Genomic DNA, 16,895 nt, shown 5'->3' with positions numbered 1-16,895 from the left:
TTTTTCGCGAAGCGCGAGAGGGATGGAAGGTTCTTTTCTGCTATCTGGGGGCATATCAATCTATCTTGAAAGGGCTATGGATATCCGGACCGGGATGCAAGAATGTTGGACGCAACCGTCATAATCCGGAAGGATGGACAATAAGCTATTACTAGTCCACAGCATGTACGAGTTGCGTCGCTTGCCTACCCTCTTGACCGGTGGAAGGCGACGAACCGGATATTCGATTGGGAGGGGATCTGAAAGTGGAAAAAGTGGATATTTTCAAGGACATCGCGGAGCGTACCGGCGGAGACATCTACCTCGGCGTCGTCGGTGCGGTCCGAACAGGCAAGTCGACGTTCATCAAGCGATTCATGGAAACGACCGTACTTCCCAACATTACGAGCGAGGTGGACCGCATCCGTGCGGTGGATGAGCTTCCGCAAAGCGCGGCAGGCAAGACGATCATGACGACGGAGCCCAAGTTCGTTCCGAACCAGGCTGTCCGCATTCATGTCGCCGAAGGCCTGGAAGTCAACGTCCGCCTCGTCGATTGCGTCGGATACGCTGTGGATGGCGCCAAAGGCTACGAGGACGAGAACGGCCCGCGGATGATTACGACGCCTTGGTTCGAGGAGCCGATTCCATTCCAGGAAGCGGCGGAGATCGGAACCCGCAAGGTCATCCAGGAGCATTCCACTCTCGGCGTGGTCGTTACGACTGACGGCACGATTGCCGAAATTCCCCGCAGCTCGTATGTCGAATCCGAAGAACGCGTCATCGCCGAGCTGAAGGAAGTCGGCAAGCCGTTCGTACTCATCATCAACTCCACCCGTCCGAAAAGCGATGAAGCCCTGCAGCTTCGCGGCGAGCTTCAAGCCAAATACGACATTCCGGTCATGTCGCTGAGCGCGGCTGCCATGGGCGAGGAGGAAGTGACCTCCGTCCTGCGCGAGGTGCTCTACGAATTCCCTGTGCATGAGGTCAACGTCAACCTGCCCAGTTGGGTCATGGTGCTGAACGAAAGCCACTGGCTGAGAAGCAATTTCGAGAATTCGGTCCGCGATACGGTCCAAGACATCCGCAGGCTGCGCGATGTGGACCGTGTCGTCGCCCAGTTCATGGAATACGACTTCATTTCCAGAGCCGGCCTCAGCGACATGAATATGGGGCAGGGCGTAGCGGAGATCGACCTGTACGCTCCGGATGAGCTGTACGACCAGATCCTGATGGAAGTGGTCGGCGTCGAAATCCGGGGCAAGGACCATCTGCTGCAGCTCATGCAGGATTTCACCCATGCCAAGCGCGAATACGACCGCTTCTCCGAAGCGCTGGAGATGGTCAAGACGACCGGCTACGGCATCGCGGCTCCGACTCTTGCCGAAATGCAGCTTGACGAGCCGGAGCTGATCCGCCAAGGCTCCCGCTTCGGGGTCAGGTTGAAGGCGACGGCGCCTTCCATCCACATGATTCGAGTGGACGTGGAATCGGAGTTCGCTCCGATCATCGGGACAGAGAAGCAAAGCGAGGAACTCGTGAGATACCTCATGCAGGACTTCGAGAACGATCCGATCAAGGTATGGGATTCAGACATGTTCGGCCGTTCGCTGCATTCCATCGTGCGGGAAGGCATCCAGGGCAAGATTGCGATGATGCCGGACAATGCCCGCTACAAGCTGCAGGAAACGCTGGGCAGGATCATCAACGAAGGCTCCGGAGGCCTTATCGCGATCATTCTCTAATGAATTAATTATTCAGCACCGGGGGGCTATCGCCCTCCGGTTTTTTGCGTGCGCCGGACAGAGAGCAGGGGGGAATAATGACTGGAATATTTTGGAGCGACAGCGCTTTAAACAAAAAAAGCTTGAATATTATTCGTGAAGTTCTATAATTATCCCTATCCAAAATATTCAAGCCATTTCGATGTCAAATCATTTAAATCCGATTGACATGCTTGGATAAAATGCTATGATGTTGCTTAACAAGCACATTCAGGAAGCTTGACATCACGGGGGAGGAAATACAGAGATGAACTGGGGCAAAAAATCACTGATCGTTCTCGCAGCGGCAGCTTTATTGGGTACGGCCGCATGCGGGCAGAAAGGCAATAATTCCGAGGCAGACGGAGCTGGCACGGGTGGAAGCGCGGCAGCCGGCAAATCAAATGGAATTCTCGCCACGCTCGGCGAAGGCAATGATTCGCTGAAGGGCAAGAAGATCGCGCTCATCATGCAGTTCAACGAAGGGGCGTTTTCCGCCCAATACGTTGCCGGCGTGAAGGAGCAGGTCGAGAGCTTCGGAGGCACGGTGCAGGTGCAGGCCTCGGGCAACAATCTGGCCGAGATGTCCTCCAAGCTTGAAGCTGCGGTCAACGGCGGCGTAGACGGCATCCTTACCGACCACGGCACGGCGGAAGCGCTGAAGTCCGGCGTAGAGAAAGCGGTCAGCAAGGGAATTCCGGTCGTAGCGTTCGACGCCGACATTACGGTGCCGGGAGTCACCGTGCTGCAGCAGAACGACCAGGATATGGCGGACAAGTCGCTGGAGAAGCTGAAAACGGATATCGGCGGCAAAGGGAACATCGTCAAGGTGTGGGTTGCAGGCTTTGCGCCGATGGAAAGACGCCAGATCTCGTACAAGAAGTTCATGGATGCGAACCCGGATATCAAGGAAATCGCGCATTTCGGCACGGCGGACAAGCCTGCTCTGGATACGCAGAACCAGATGGAAGCCATCCTCAAGCAATATCCGAACAAAGGCGACATCGCAGCTGTCTGGGCATCGTGGGATGAATTCGCCAAAGGAGCCGTCCGCGCTATCCAGCAAGCGGGCCGCAATGAGATCAAAGTCTACGGCATCGATATGAGCGACGAGGACCTGCAGATGATCCAGGATCCGAATTCTCCTTGGATCGCCTCGGTTGCCGTGGATCCGAAGGATATCGGCCGCGTGCAGGTACGGTACCTGTACCAGAAGCTGCATGGCGACAAAACCGATGACAAGGTCGTCCTTGATGCGGTTGCCGTAACCCGCGACGCATTGCCGAAGGACAAGAAGATCAACACGACTGAGCTCAGCGAGTATGTCGAGGGATGGGGCAAGAGCGAGCAGGGAATCGCCGATTGGATGGGGAAGACGGGCAATTAAGGGACAAGCAAGAAGGATTGCGACCAGATCGATGAACGGGAGGGATGACGCTTGAGCCAGCCAAGCATGCTGTGCATGTCTGGGATATGCAAGTCCTTTTCCGGAGTCCCGGCATTGAAGGACGCCGGCCTCGAGGTGGCGGGAGGAGAGGTTCATGCTCTTCTCGGCGCCAACGGGGCAGGCAAAAGCACCCTGATCAAAATACTCTCCGGCGCGTACGGAGCCGACTCGGGCAGCGTGGAGATCAACGGGGGACCGGTCGCTCTCGGCAGTCCGGCCGAGGCGAAGGCGCTAGGCATCCACTGCGTCTACCAGGAAGTGGACACGGCGATCGTGCCGGCACTCAGCACGGCGGAGAACATCCTCCTCGACCGCCATGCAGCCAGCGGCGCGGGACGATGGGTGAACTGGAAGGCGATGGCCGAGGAAGCCGGAGCCGCGCTGAAGCGGCTCGGCGTGGAGCTTCCGCTCCATAAGCCGGCCGGAGAGCTGTCCCTTGCGGAAAAGCAGCTGGTGCTTATTGCCCGCCTGCTAACGGAACGCGCACGATTCGTCATTCTGGACGAGCCTACGGCGCCGCTCAGCCTGGAGGAGGCTGAGCGGCTCTTCCGTGTCATCGAAGGGCTCAAGGCAAGCGGAATCGGCATTATCTTCATCACCCACCGGCTTCCGGAGGTGTTCCGGGTCAGCGACCGAATCACCGTCATGCGCGACGGCATGCGGGTCCTTACCGCAGACAAGGGGGAGCTGACCCCCGAAGGCGTAGTGGAAGCGATGCTCGGACGCAAATTCGAGGAAGAGTATCCGAAGCTGGAGGCAGATATCGGCGAAGTCGTCCTCGATGTCAGCGGACTGCGGAGCGGGAGCCGGGTGAAGGATGTCAGCCTGAAGGTGCGGAGCGGCGAAATCGTCGCGGTTGTAGGGCTTGTCGGGGCAGGCAAGACCGAGCTGTCCCGAGCCCTCTTCGGCGCCGATTCCGTGGAGGGCGGGACGATCAGCGCAGGCGGAAGACGACTGAGGCTGAATCAGCCGGCCGACGCCGTAGCGGCGGGAATCGCCCTCGTGCCCGAGGAGAGAAGGCGGCAGGGCATTGTCGCGTCGGATTCCGTGCTGCGGAATCTCAGCCTCCCTTCCTTGAAGCGCTGGACGCGGCTCGGATTTTTGGCTGGGCGCAAGGAGGAGGACTCGGCCTCGGGCCTGATCTCTTCGCTTGGAATCAAGACGGCGGGCTTCCAGCAGATCATCGCGACGCTGAGCGGAGGCAACCAGCAGAAGGTCAGCATCGGCAAATGGATTCCGACGGAAGCGTCGGTATATCTGTTCGACGAGCCGACCAAGGGAGTGGACATCGGCGCCAAAAGCGATATCTTCCGCGTCATCGGCAATCTTGCCGCGCAGGGCAAGGCGATTCTGTACCTGACTTGCGAATTCCAGGAAGCCGTCGGCATCGCCGACCGGATTCTGGTCATGTATGACGGGGCTATCGTGAAGGAGTTCCCGAGAGGACAAGCCTCTCTGGAAGAGCTGCTCATCGAAGCCAGCGGAGGAAGAGGAGGAACAGCATGAATTCCAGATCGGCCGATTTCATTTTCAAATACGGATCGCTCTTGGTCATCGGCATTGTCATTATTTTCTTTTCTTTTTGGGATAAGCATTTCTTTACGTACGACAACCTGGCCTCGATTCTGAGGGCGATCTCGATCACGGCGTTCGTGGCGATCGGCGTCACATTCTCCTTGTCCGTGGACGGCTTCGACCTCTCGGTCGGCTCGACCGTATCGATCGTCATCGCTTTTTCGACGGCGCTCATGGTCTGGTATCAGATGCCGCTCGCGGTCGTCATTATCGGCTCGCTCCTGCTCGGAGCGGCGGTAGGGCTGATCAATTCGCTCCTGATCGTGCGGGTGCGGATTCCGGACTTGCTGGCCACGCTCGCGATGATGTATGTCGTCTCGGGCATCCAGCAAATATTCACCAAAGGCAATTCCATCTACAGCAACATGATCATGCCGGACGGCTCGACCGCTCCGGGTACGATTCCTTCGTCCTTCCTGTGGCTGGGGCAGGGCGAGCTGCTCGGCATCCCGGTTCCGGTCGTGCTGATGGCCGTCGCATTCGTGGCCGTATTCATCTTCTTCAAATACACGCGGATCGGACGCCAGATGGAAATGACCGGGGGCAACGAGGAAGCGGCTCGTCTATCGGGCGTAAGGGTGAAGCGCATCCGCACCGCGGCTTATGTGCTGTCGGGGTTGTTCGCCGCAATCGGAGGCCTGCTCTTCGCAGCCCGTACCGGCAGCGGCCAGTCCGGCGCTGGCGCGCCGATCCTCATGGAAGCGGTAGCGGCCGTATTCGTCGGCTATTCGGTGCTGGGCAAAGGGCGGCCCAACATCGTCGGCACCTTTTTCGGGGCCGTTCTGATCGGCGTGCTGCTGAACGGACTGACGATGATGAACGTTCCGTACTATTCCAACGACTTCATCAAGGGCGCCGTGCTGGTGCTCGCGCTGGCGATCACATTCATTCACCTGAACCGAAAAAGGGCTTGATACGCCTCTTTGAAACCGGTTTTCAAACCGCTCTCCAAGGGCTTTGTCCTGCCAAAAATAGTCTTGTATTCCGCTTGTTGCTGGTATAGTATAAGTTTGTTCCGCTTCAAAAGGTATATTTTTGCAGGAAACGGCAAAACAAGTGATAGGGTTAGTACCATTGGGAGGTGAGATCATTGAACAAGACCGATCTGATTGCCAAAGTATCCGAGCTGACCGAGCTGTCCAAAAAGGACGCGACGAAAGCTGTTGACGCGGTGTTCGACGCCATCTCCGACGCCCTTCAGGCGGGAGACAAAGTCCAGCTTGTCGGCTTCGGCAACTTTGAAGTTCGCGAGCGCCAAGCACGCAAAGGACGCAATCCGCAGACCGGGGAAGAAATCGAAATCCCTGCGAGCAAGACGCCTGCCTTCAAGCCGGGCAAGTCCTTGAAAGACCTCGTATCCAACTAATCCCTCCTTGCAGGGAGCCGTCCGAATGCTTCCGTTCGGACGTTTTATTTTTTTGGGCTCAGAGGATTCAAGGCCGTATAAGTGCGCAAGAGAGAATCCTTGAACGACCTCAAGAACGGTTGCAAGCCCCTGCACGAGGATGCTATAATCTTTCCTGTGCCGAAGCGAAGGATGTCGTGAATCATTCTTTTTCTTCTTCCGGATCGCATATCCGAAGCGCGAATGCAGCCGACGCAAGGCAGATCGATGTTGTCGGGGTATGGCGCAGCCTGGTAGCGCGCACCCTTGGGGTGGGTGAGGTCGCAGGTTCAAATCCTGTTACTCCGACCATACATATGTATCGCAAGCTGCTTTCCTGGATTGTCCGGGAGAGCAGTTTTTGATAGAAGCCCTGCTGAAATGAACAGTGAAGGAGGCATGGACATGGAAGCTCTCGAAGGAGATTACATTGTCATCAAGGCGAAGGATCAAGGCGTAACCGTCATCGGCCTCACTCGCGGAACGGATACCAAGTTTCACCACTCCGAGAAGCTGGACAAGGGGGAAGTCCTCATCGCCCAGTTCACGGATCATACATCCGCGATCAAGATCCGCGGCCGCGCGACGATCATGACGCGGTACGGCACGGTCGAAGCCGGAGAATGAAGGACAGGCGGGAGCCTGTTTTTTTTTGCCATCTGGAGACGAAGGGATTCTCTTCGACTCCAATGAAATCCAGAAGCAAGTGGCTATGATTGCCCGGAGAGGCCGATTGCAGCAAAGCTTGGACATGATTTGCGCCCGCTGCCCGTATACTGATCTCATAAGCGCTTGGAGCATCAGGCGCTTCAGGCCGACAGGGCAGGAGGTGCGCGCTTATGCGTGCGGGAATCGGGATTCGGCTGGCTGCTGCCGGCTGCGCAGCTTTGGGGGCTGTACTGTTGCTGTCCATCTTCCCCTCGCCCGGCGGGGTTGCCGTGGATAAGGAGAAAGCCGTGTTCCGCGTCCAGCGGCCTGCTCTGCTGGACCAAGGCAGCTTGGTGGACCGGCTCAGCGCGATGAGCCTGACGAGGCGGATCACAAGGGTGGAATGGACCGGGTCGGTCCTCAAGATCGATCTTGACGGGCAAGGAGCAGCTCCAGGAGGCCGCGACTGGCTCGGCGATATCCGCCAGCTGGCCGGCCTGAGCTTCGTGCAGGCCGCCAATGTGAGCCGGCTGCTGGTGCGCGTCGAGGACAGCAGGGGCACGCTGCTCGCAGCGGCGGATATGAGGCGGGCGGATCCGTGGATGAATGCGGAACAGCTCAAGGATTGGAGCGATATCAATCCGGCGCAAAACAAGCTTTGGGCGTCCAGGCTCCGCCTTACCTACCATTCGGAATGGGCGGCCGGATCAGTCGGCAGGCTGTGAATCCGTCTTGACGGCGACGCCTGTGCTTAAACTATTCGATTGTGGTATAATAGTTTAGATTATTGAACGGTCAATTATCGGCCGTTATGTTCGGAGGCTTACCCGATGACACGATACCGAATTCCTGAACTTGCCAGCAAATACATCGACCATGAGATGATCAGGCGCCACGCGGCCTTGCCGGATTTTCCCGACAGCCGGATCCGCCTGCTGTTCGGATTCCTCAGCCAGCACAGGTTTGCGGCTGCCGCAAGCGAGCTCTATTCGCTTGCGGTTTCTCTCGTGCAGCTCGGGCTTGACACCCATGACCGCGTCGATACCGAAGCCGGGGATCGCGGCATCAAGGATATGCGCGAGCGCCAGCTGCGCGTGCTGGCTGGCGATTATTTCAGCAGCCGCTTCTACCAGCTGCTGGCCGGAGCGGGCCAGATCGATATGATCCGCCGCCTCAGCAGCTCGATCTGCGAGGCGAACAGGCTCAAGACCAGCCTGTACGTGCAGGCCAAGGACAACTCCCTGACGGCGGAGGAATACCTGGATCGGCATGCCGGCATCCGCAGCATCCTCTTTGACAGCTTTACGATTTTGCTGGAGGAAAAGATTCGTCCCCTATGGAACGAGCTGCTGCTTACGCTGGCGCGAATGGAAGTTCTGCACGAGGAGTGGTCGCTTTCGCTTCGCGGGGATGCGCTCGCGGGAGGCTGGGGCTACTGGCATGTGCTCGAGGCGGGTTCAGCGGAGGACCGGGAGCTGCTTCTGCAGCCTTCCGCTCCGGATTCCGCCGCAGCCCGGGACCTGATCGAGCGCTATCGGATCCAGCCGCTGCTGGCGGACAAGCTTGCCGCTTGCGCGGACAAGTTCAGGACGCTGGCTGGACGCATCGAGTCGGATCGCCTGGCGCAAGAAGTGCTGCTGATCGGCGACCGGCTGATGGCCGCAGCCGTACCGACTACCCCAATGACCGGCGAGATGAGGTGACAACGAGAATGGAACAGAATGAAAAAGCCAGACACGTTCACGGCGTATTCGAGAAGATCGCTCCCAAATACGATTTGATGAACGATTTGCTGAGCTTCCGCCGGCATAAGGCCTGGCGGAAATTCACCATGCGCAAAATGAATGTGCAGTCCGGCCAGACCGCGATCGACCTCTGCTGCGGCACTTGCGACTGGACGCTCTCCATTGCAGAGGCGAGCGCGACCGGCCGTGTCGTCGGGCTGGATTTCAGCCAGGCGATGCTCGATGTCGGCAAGCGCAAGGTCGTCGAGGCAGGACGAGGGCAACAGATCGAGCTGATCCGCGGCAATGCCATGGAGCTGCCGTTTCCCGACGATTCCTTCGATTTCGCGACGATCGGATTCGGCCTGCGCAACGTGCCGGATTTCGAGCAGGTGCTGCGGGAGATGAAGCGGGTGGTGAAGCCGGGCGGCAAAGTGGTCTGCCTGGAGCTGTCGAAGCCTACCTGGCAGCCGTTCAAGGGCATTTATTATTTCTATTTTCAGCAATTGCTGCCGCAGCTCGGCAAGCTGTTCGCCAAGTCGTATGAGCAGTACAAGTGGCTCCCGGATTCTCTCAAGCAGTTTCCAGACAGGCATGGATTGACGGAGTTGTTCCGCAAGACAGGGCTGGAGTCGGTGATCGCGGACGCGCTGACCGGGGGCATTGCAGCGCTGCATATCGGAACGAAGGGGACGGAAGGAAAATGATTCGCAAACTCCGCATTTTTCTGGAAATGATCAAGGTTGAACATACGATTTTCGCGCTTCCATTCGCTTATATGGGCATGCTGCTCGGCTCCGTCACCATGGAAGGGCATCTCCCCTCCTGGGCGGAGGCGGGATGGATTACGCTGGCCATGATCGGGGCGCGCAGCACGGCGATGGGGCTGAACCGCCTCATCGACAAGGCGATCGACCTGCGAAATCCGAGAACGGAAAAGAGGGCACTTCCTGCCGGTCTGCTCAAGACAGGAGAGGTTGTGCTCTTCGTCATCCTTTCCTTCGTCCTCTTTTTCATCGCGGCCTCGCAGCTGAATCCGATCTGCCTGAAGCTGATGCCGATCGCGATTTTCTTCCTTGTCATTTATTCCTACGCCAAGCGGTTCACCTGGCTCTGCCACCTCATCCTGGGGCTTACGATCGGACTGGCGCCGCTCGGCGGCTGGGTAGCCGTCACCGGCTCCTTCCATCCTGGAGCATGGGTGCTTTACGTCGCCATCGTGTTCTGGCTGGCCGGCTTCGATACGATTTATGCGCTTCAGGACATCGATTTCGATCGCAAGGAGAAGGTCTACTCCATTCCTGCGCGGTTCGGGGTCAACCGCTCGCTGACGATCGCGAAGCTGTTCCACGTCATCACGGCAGCCTGCTTCCTGCTGCTGTTCGTCATTACGGATCTCAGCTGGCTTTACCTGGCCGGCGTCGTCATTTCTCTCGGCATCCTTTTCTATGAGCATCTCATTCTGAAGCCGACGGACATGAGCCGCCTGCAGACGGCGTTCTTCACGATGAACGGTGCCTTGGCCATAACCATGCTGGCCTTCGCTATCCTTGATCTGGCGGTGATTCGGGCATGGAGCTAGATACCGGAGGGATGCCGCCTGCAGCTCCTATGCGCTGGGTCGTCGGCATAACGGGAGCGAGCGGGGCTGTCTATGGGGTCCGTCTCGTGGAGGAGCTGCTCCGCGCGCGCGTGCAAGTGCAGCTGGTCGTTACGGATTCGGGCTGGCGGGTTCTGAAGGAAGAGCTGGGCTGGAATGCCTCCAAGCGGGCGGAAGCGCTTGAGCTGGCATTTGGCGATGCGTTGTCCGAAGGCCGGCTTCGGCTCTATCCGAATGGAGACATCGGGGCCAATATCGCCAGCGGCTCTTACCGGGTGCAAGGCATGGCGATCGTGCCCTGCTCGATGGGGACGCTGTCCGCTGTCGCGCATGGCTCTTCCGACAATCTCATGACCCGCGCCGCGGATGTGATGATGAAGGAAGGGCGCAAGCTGATCCTCATGCCTAGGGAAACCCCGATGCATGCGGTTCATTTGGAGAATATGCTGAAGCTCTCCCGAATGGGAGTGTCCATCGTGCCGGCCATGCCGGCTTTCTATTACGGTCCCCGGACGATGGAGGACCTGGTCGACTTTCTGGTCGGCAAGCTGATGGACGTGATGGGACTGGAACACGACTTGTTCCGGAGATGGGGAGATGATGACAATGGCTCACAGCGGACCGATTGACGTCGGGAGGATCGATTACACCAATGCATGGCCGATGTTTCATTATGTACCGGATACCGACGAGGCGTATACGATCGTCAAGAAGGTGCCGTCCGATCTGAACCGGATGCTGAAGGCCGGAGAGCTCGAGGCGTCTGCCGTATCGTCCTTCATCTACGGAATGGATCCGGAACGCTACCTGCTTCTGCCGGACTTGTCCGTCGGCACGGTGGGACCGGTCCAATCGATTCTGCTGTTCATGAAAAAACCTCTGAAGGAAGTGCTCCGCGGCCGGATCGCCTTGACCCGTACATCCGCGACTTCCATCAATCTGCTCAAAATGATTCTGACCTTGCGGTATGATGGCAATCCGGAATATTCGGTCATGGAACCGGACCTGGATTCCATGCTGGCGGAGCATGACGCCGCCCTGCTGATCGGGGACAGCGCGATCAAGGCGTCGTGGCTCAGCCACGGGCTCGAAGTGATGGATCTCGGCGAGGAGTGGCATACCTGGACCGGACTCGGCATGACTTACGCCGTCGTTGCGGCGGACCGCGGCGCAGTGGGCCGGCACCCGGACAGTCTGGCCAAGCTGCATCGGGACATGCTGGAGAGCAGGCGGCGCAGCCTGCAGGATCTGACCCCTCTCGTGGAACGGGCCATGGCATCCGTTGGCGGCACATCGGCTTATTGGAACGCTTATTTCCAGGGGCTGCGCTATGATTTCGGACCGGAGCTGCGGGCGGGACTGGAGCTGTACTATAAGCACGCGCACACGATGGGGCTTATCGATCGGGAAGTGGCGCTGGAATTTTTGAACTCGCAATCATTCTCGGGCAGGTGAATTCATGAAACTTCTTGATTTGTACGCCAAAATGAAGGGCGACCTCAATGGAATCGAACGGCAGCTCGAGCTGGCCGTCGCGGAGGACAGCAGTCTGCTCGGCGAAACCTCGCTCCATCTGCTCCAGGCTGGAGGCAAGCGGATCCGTCCTGTGTTCGTGCTGCTCGCCGGCCGGTTCGGAGATTACCGGCTGGAGGAGCTGCAGCGGGTCGCCGTCACGCTCGAGCTGATCCATAGCGCCAGCCTCGTCCATGACGATGTCATCGACAATGCCAGGACGCGCCGCGGCCAGCCGACCGTCGGCTCCAAGTGGGACAACCGCATCGCCATGTACACCGGGGACTATATCTATGCCAAGGCGCTGGAGCTGATCACGACGTTCTCCAATCCGGAGCTGCATCAGATTCTGGCCAAGGCGATGGTCGAGATGTGCATTGGAGAAATGGAGCAGGTACGCGACTTCTTCAACACCGAGCAGTCGGTCCGCAACTATCTGAAGCGGATCCGCCGCAAGACCGCTCTGCTCATCGCGATCAGCTGCCAGCTCGGCGCCGTCGCCGCGGGCGCGGACCGCCGGACTAGCGGGCAGCTGTACCGGTTCGGGTACAACATCGGCATGACGTTCCAGATCCGGGACGATCTTCTGGATCTGCTCGGCACGGAGAAGCAGATCGGCAAACCGCCCGGCTCCGACATCCGCCAAGGCAACATGACGCTTCCGGTGCTGCTTGCTCTGCAGGAGCCGGAGCTGCGCGAGCCGCTGCTGCGCGAGATCGCCGTCATCCGCGAGCATGAAGGCCATTCGGATACGCGAAGCGCCATCCAGCTCGTGCGCTCGAGCGTCGGCGTAGGCATCGCGGAGCAGATGGCGGAGCAGTTCATGGCAAAAGCTTTGCAGGCTCTGGAAGGACTTCCGGACTTGCCGGCGAAAAAGAACTTGACCGACATTGCCCGATTCATCAACAAACGCAGCTATTAACGGCAATTGCCGGCATACGACTGCAATCAGGAGGGAATTCGCATGGAAAGAACGTTCTTGATGGTCAAGCCCGACGGAGTGCAGCGGGGCCTGATCGGCGAAATCGTCACCCGATTCGAGAAAAAGGGACTGCAGCTGGCCGGAGCGAAATTCATGCGCGTGAGCAAGGAGCTCGCGGAGCAGCATTATTACGAGCACAAGGGCAAGCCCTTCTACGAGCCGCTGCTTGCTTTCATAACCGCGGGACCGGTCTTCGCCATGGTATGGGAAGGGGACAACGTCATCGCCCTTACCCGCGCCCTCATCGGCAAGACGGACGCTGCCGAGGCGGCGCCCGGCACCATCCGCTCCGATTATGCCGTACATACGAACCTGAACCTGATCCACGGTTCCGATTCCCCGGATAACGCCAAGCGGGAAATCGGCCTGTTCTTCAGCCCGGAGGAGCTTATCGACTATGACCGGACCATTGCCCGCTGGATCTGACAAGACGAAGGCGGAGGATGAGGATTTCCTTCGTTTTGTCGGCTTGATCCGCTCATCTACCCGAATCGACCTGTCCCAGTACAAGGAAGCCCAGATGCGGAGACGGCTGACGACTTTGCGCCATAAGCATGGCTACGCCACATTCGAGGCTTATTGGAAAGCCCTGTCCGGCAGCGACGCCTTGATGGACGAATTCCTGGACCGGATGACCATCAACGTAAGCGAGTTCTGGCGCAATCCCAACCGCTGGGATGTGCTGGCGAGCCGGTTCCTTCCCGAGCTGCTCGGCGAATCGCCGAGGCTTCGCTGCTGGAGCGCCGCATGCTCCACCGGAGAAGAGCCGTATACGCTGGCTGTTCTGCTCAACGAAGCCGGCGCGCTGTCCCGCAGCCAGATCGATGCGACGGATCTGGACCGCACCGTGCTTGCCAAGGCCGCTCAAGGCTCATATCCGTCCCGTTCCGTCAAGGATGTGCCGAAAAAGGTGCTGGACAGCTATTTCGAAGGCTCGGGAGACAGCTATCGGATCCGCAAGGATATCCGCGAGAAAATCTCGTTCCGGCAGCATAACCTGCTCGATGATGCTTTTGGAGGTCCGTACGATCTGATCATCTGCCGCAATGTTATGATCTATTTTACCGAGGAAGCCAAGTCGGGGCTGTACCGCCGGTTTGCCGCAGCCTTGAGGCCGGGAGGCATTCTGTTCGTGGGCAGCACAGAGCAGATTTTCTCCCCGGGCGACTATGGCCTGGAACCGGCGGACACGTTCTTCTACCGCCGCAGCCACGCATGATTCCGCCGGCTCCCCGAGAGCCGGTTTTTTTGCGTCCATGCGACATGGTCCCCGTCGTCAATCCAAGCGCAGGCGTTCGATTCATTGCGGCGGGAACCGCTCTGGTCTTTCTTGTCAAAGTGGATGGGCTATACTATAATGGGCAAAGAAACTTGGACGAACGGCGAAGAATTGCAAAGGGCTGAGCGCTGCCCGGACAGGTCATTCCTTCCGGCTGCGCCCAGTCCGTCTTGTCGCAGTATGGCACTTGCATTCTTAAAAGCGTTGTCGTATTAAAGCGAGCCCGGCGATGCCGGCGCTTGCCATGATGAGGGGGAGTTAGTCATGAGTTTACGTTACCTGACAGCGGGAGAAACACACGGCCCCCAGCTGACGGCCATTATCGAAGGGTTGCCGAGCAATCTCCAGCTTGATTTCGAGGAGCTGAACTTCCAGCTCCACCGCAGGCAGCTCGGCTACGGCCGCGGCAGGCGCATGCAGATCGAGAAGGATACGGCCGATATCGTCGGAGGCGTCCGTCATGGCCGCACGACCGGCGCCCCCGTAGCTCTAGTCGTCGCGAACAACGACTGGAAGCATTGGACTTCCGTCATGAACATCGAGCCGATCGAAGGCGGCGACGAGGCCAAGCGCCGGGTCCACCGTCCGCGTCCGGGCCATGCGGATCTCAACGGAGGCTTGAAATACAACCTGAAGGACCTGCGCAACGTGCTGGAGCGCTCCAGCGCGCGCGAGACGGCTGCCCGCGTGGCGGTCGGCGCCGTCGCCCGCCAGCTGCTGGCGGCATTCGGCATCAAGGTGGCCGGCCAGGTCATCCGGATCGGCGAGATCGAGGCGCCGCCGAACAACCTCTCCGCCGACGAGCTTCGCGAGCTGACGGAGCAATCGTCCGTCCGGGTCGTAGACAAGGCGACGGAAGAGAAGATGACGGCTTACATCGATCAGATCAAGGCCGAAGGAGACTCTATCGGAGGCATCGTGGAGTGCATCATCGAAGGGGCTCCTGTCGGACTCGGCTCGCATGTGCAGTGGGACCGGAAGCTGGATTCGCGAATTGCCGGCGCAGTCGTCAGCATCAACGCGTTCAAGGGCTGCGAGATCGGCATCGGATTCGAGGCCGGCGTGCTGCGCGGCTCGCAGGTGCATGATCCGATTCTCTACAGCGAGGACCGCGGCTACCACCGCGCCTCCAACCGCGCTGGCGGCTTTGAAGGCGGCATGACGACCGGAGAGCCGATCGTCGTGCGCGGCGTCATGAAGCCGATCCCGACGCTGTATAAGCCTCTTGCAAGCGTCGATATCGACACGAAGGAGCCGTTCACCGCGCAAGTGGAGCGCTCCGACAGCTGCGCGGTTCCGGCCGCGAGCGTCGTCATGGAGCATGTCGTCGCCTGGGAAGTGGCGAGGGCGTTCCTGGAAAAGTTCGGCGGCGATTCCATGGAGGAAATCCGCGCCAACTACGACGCCTACCTCAGTCAAGTAGGGGAATACTAGCATGCGCGAGCTCACGGTCAACCTCGGGGACAGATCCTACCCCATCTACATCGGCCAAGGGCTGATCGCGCATGCCGGCGGGCTGTTCGCCGAGAAGGGAATCAGCCGCAAATCCCCGCTCCTGATCGTCACCGACGAGAATGTCGCGGACAGATGGCTGGAGCCGCTCGCCGCGGCGCTGGAAGCTTCGGGCTATGCGGCGGCGCGGTTCGTCGTTCCTGCCGGGGAAAAGTCGAAGTCTCTGGACATGTTCCAGAACGTCATGACGGCTTGCCTCGAAGCCGGCCTGGACCGGAAGTCCGCCATCGTGGCGCTCGGCGGCGGCGTCGTCGGCGATCTGGCTGGTTATGCCGCCGCATCCTATATGCGCGGCATCTCTTTCGCCCAGGTGCCGACGACGATTCTGGCGCATGACAGCAGCGTCGGCGGCAAGGTGGCGGTCAATCACCCGCTCGCCAAAAACATCATCGGCGCTTTCCATCAGCCGGAGCTCGTGCTGTACGATCTGGATACGCTGCTTACGCTGCCTCCGCGCGAGGTGAGCAGCGGCCTGGCCGAAGTCGTCAAGCATGGCTTGATCCGCGATGCCGGGTTCGTCGAATGGATCGTCGGCCATGCGGGGCAGCTGCTTGCGCTGGAGCCGGACGTGCTCGGCCATGCTCTGTACACGGGCTGCTCCGTCAAGGCGGATGTCGTCTCCCAGGACGAGCGGGAGAACGGCCTGAGGGCCATTCTCAATCTGGGGCATACGATCGGCCATGCGCTGGAGGCGGTCGCCGGCTATGACGAGCTGCGCCATGGAGAAGCGATCTCGATCGGCATGATCGGATCCGCCATGCTCGGCGTTGAGCTTGGAGCGCCGCGGGAAGTCTACGAGACGACAAAGCGCGCGCTGGAATCGGTAGGACTTCCGGTCACGCTGCCGGAGCATTACGATGTCGATGCCGTCATGGAAGCGATGATGCATGACAAGAAGTTCGGCGAAGGCCGGATGACCTTCATCGTGCCGACGGCCGTCGGCTCGGTCGAGATTCGAAGCGACATCGAGGCCGGCATGGTGAGAGCCATCGTCGAGAGGCTGAAGCGGGAGGAGAGATGGACATGAGCGTTAGAGGAATTCGAGGAGCGATCACGGCGGACTCCAACGAGGAGCGTCCCATTCTGGATGCGACATTGGAGGTTCTTCAGGGAATCGTAGCCGACAACGGAATTGATCCGGAAGACATATGCAGCGTCATGATTACGGTAACGGCCGATCTCGACGCCGCGTTCCCGGCGAAGGCGATCCGGGAAATGGACGGCTGGGAGCTGGTGCCTCTCATGTGTTCGGTCGAAGTTCCGGTGAAGGGCAGCCTGGAGCGGTGCATCCGCTTGATGCTGATGGTCAACACCGACCGGACGCAGCGGGAGATCCGCCATGTCTACATGAAAGGCGCAAGGGCGCTGAGACCGGATCTGAGCGGCACATCGGCTCCCTAGTACGCTGCGGCCGAGGGAGCTTGAAGAAGCTTTTCAGTCCTCTTTTTGATGATTCGGCGCTTGCAGGCCAATCCTTTCTTCTTGACGCC

At 59.2% G+C, this 16,895-nt stretch carries 18 protein-coding genes and 1 tRNA gene; all 19 read left to right on the top strand.

The annotated features are described in order from the left end of the window. Positions 1-245: 245 nt before the first annotated feature. A complete protein-coding gene (gene spoIVA / locus ACLBWT_RS03950; RefSeq protein ID WP_447661776.1) occupies positions 246-1,724 on the top strand; it encodes a stage IV sporulation protein A in 1,479 nt (492 codons plus the stop codon). Between the two features lie 286 nt (positions 1,725-2,010). Then, the gene (locus ACLBWT_RS03945; protein WP_447661775.1) at positions 2,011-3,129 is read left to right on the top strand and encodes a sugar ABC transporter substrate-binding protein; all 1,119 of its coding nucleotides are present in this window, start codon (positions 2,011-2,013) and stop codon (positions 3,127-3,129) included. Between the two features lie 75 nt (positions 3,130-3,204). Further along, positions 3,205-4,695: a sugar ABC transporter ATP-binding protein gene (locus ACLBWT_RS03940; protein ID WP_447662237.1), complete on the top strand. Its 1,491-nt coding sequence runs from the start codon at positions 3,205-3,207 to the stop codon at positions 4,693-4,695. Beyond that, complete coding sequence (locus ACLBWT_RS03935) at positions 4,692-5,678, top strand: ABC transporter permease (RefSeq protein ID WP_447661774.1); 987 nt, start codon at positions 4,692-4,694, stop codon at positions 5,676-5,678. The genes ACLBWT_RS03940 and ACLBWT_RS03935 overlap by 4 nt, the downstream gene beginning before the upstream one ends. 176 nt (positions 5,679-5,854) lie before the next feature. Next, positions 5,855-6,130 carry an HU family DNA-binding protein gene (locus tag ACLBWT_RS03930; RefSeq protein WP_076356399.1) on the top strand — a complete coding sequence of 92 codons (276 nt, stop codon included), beginning with the start codon at positions 5,855-5,857 and terminating at the stop codon, positions 6,128-6,130. Between the two features lie 253 nt (positions 6,131-6,383). Further along, positions 6,384-6,460 (top strand) — tRNA-Pro (locus ACLBWT_RS03925). A 93-nt stretch (positions 6,461-6,553) separates the two neighbouring features. Further along, positions 6,554-6,775: a trp RNA-binding attenuation protein MtrB gene (mtrB, locus tag ACLBWT_RS03920; protein WP_076357080.1), complete on the top strand. Its 222-nt coding sequence runs from the start codon at positions 6,554-6,556 to the stop codon at positions 6,773-6,775. 212 nt (positions 6,776-6,987) lie between these two features. Then, positions 6,988-7,521 carry a hypothetical protein gene (locus ACLBWT_RS03915; protein WP_447661773.1) on the top strand — a complete coding sequence of 178 codons (534 nt, stop codon included), beginning with the start codon at positions 6,988-6,990 and terminating at the stop codon, positions 7,519-7,521. Between the two features lie 105 nt (positions 7,522-7,626). Beyond that, positions 7,627-8,499 (top strand): heptaprenyl diphosphate synthase component 1, encoded by an 873-nt coding sequence (locus ACLBWT_RS03910; protein ID WP_447661772.1) that lies wholly within the window; start codon positions 7,627-7,629, stop codon positions 8,497-8,499. An 8-nt stretch (positions 8,500-8,507) separates the two neighbouring features. After that, positions 8,508-9,227 (top strand): demethylmenaquinone methyltransferase, encoded by a 720-nt coding sequence (locus ACLBWT_RS03905; RefSeq protein WP_447661771.1) that lies wholly within the window; start codon positions 8,508-8,510, stop codon positions 9,225-9,227. Further along, positions 9,224-10,102, top strand: a complete 879-nt coding sequence (locus ACLBWT_RS03900; RefSeq protein ID WP_447661770.1) for a UbiA-like polyprenyltransferase — start codon at positions 9,224-9,226, stop codon at positions 10,100-10,102. Before ACLBWT_RS03905 ends, ACLBWT_RS03900 begins: the two co-directional genes overlap by 4 nt. Next, complete coding sequence (locus tag ACLBWT_RS03895) at positions 10,093-10,749, top strand: UbiX family flavin prenyltransferase (RefSeq protein WP_447661769.1); 657 nt, start codon at positions 10,093-10,095, stop codon at positions 10,747-10,749. The genes ACLBWT_RS03900 and ACLBWT_RS03895 overlap by 10 nt, the downstream gene beginning before the upstream one ends. Further along, a complete protein-coding gene (locus tag ACLBWT_RS03890; protein WP_447662236.1) occupies positions 10,721-11,575 on the top strand; it encodes a menaquinone biosynthesis protein in 855 nt (284 codons plus the stop codon). Before ACLBWT_RS03895 ends, ACLBWT_RS03890 begins: the two co-directional genes overlap by 29 nt. 4 nt (positions 11,576-11,579) lie before the next feature. Further along, positions 11,580-12,554: a polyprenyl synthetase family protein gene (locus ACLBWT_RS03885; RefSeq protein WP_447661768.1), complete on the top strand. Its 975-nt coding sequence runs from the start codon at positions 11,580-11,582 to the stop codon at positions 12,552-12,554. A gap of 42 nt (positions 12,555-12,596) precedes the next feature. After that, positions 12,597-13,040, top strand: coding sequence for a nucleoside-diphosphate kinase (ndk, locus tag ACLBWT_RS03880; RefSeq protein WP_447661767.1), 444 nt, complete (start codon positions 12,597-12,599; stop codon positions 13,038-13,040). Then, positions 13,012-13,833, top strand: coding sequence for a CheR family methyltransferase (locus ACLBWT_RS03875; protein ID WP_447661766.1), 822 nt, complete (start codon positions 13,012-13,014; stop codon positions 13,831-13,833). The genes ndk and ACLBWT_RS03875 overlap by 29 nt, the downstream gene beginning before the upstream one ends. 324 nt (positions 13,834-14,157) lie before the next feature. Then, on the top strand, positions 14,158-15,327 hold the full coding sequence (aroC, locus tag ACLBWT_RS03870) for a chorismate synthase (RefSeq protein ID WP_447661765.1): 1,170 nt from the start codon (positions 14,158-14,160) through the stop codon (positions 15,325-15,327). A gap of 1 nt (position 15,328) precedes the next feature. Next, a complete protein-coding gene (aroB, locus tag ACLBWT_RS03865) occupies positions 15,329-16,432 on the top strand; it encodes a 3-dehydroquinate synthase (protein WP_447661764.1) in 1,104 nt (367 codons plus the stop codon). Further along, positions 16,429-16,806, top strand: coding sequence for a chorismate mutase (gene aroH / locus ACLBWT_RS03860; protein ID WP_048746911.1), 378 nt, complete (start codon positions 16,429-16,431; stop codon positions 16,804-16,806). Before aroB ends, aroH begins: the two co-directional genes overlap by 4 nt. The last annotated feature ends 89 nt before the right edge of the window (positions 16,807-16,895 follow it).

The organism is Paenibacillus sp. D51F (assembly GCF_053345695.1).
This window is presented reverse-complemented; position numbering and strand designations above follow the sequence as displayed.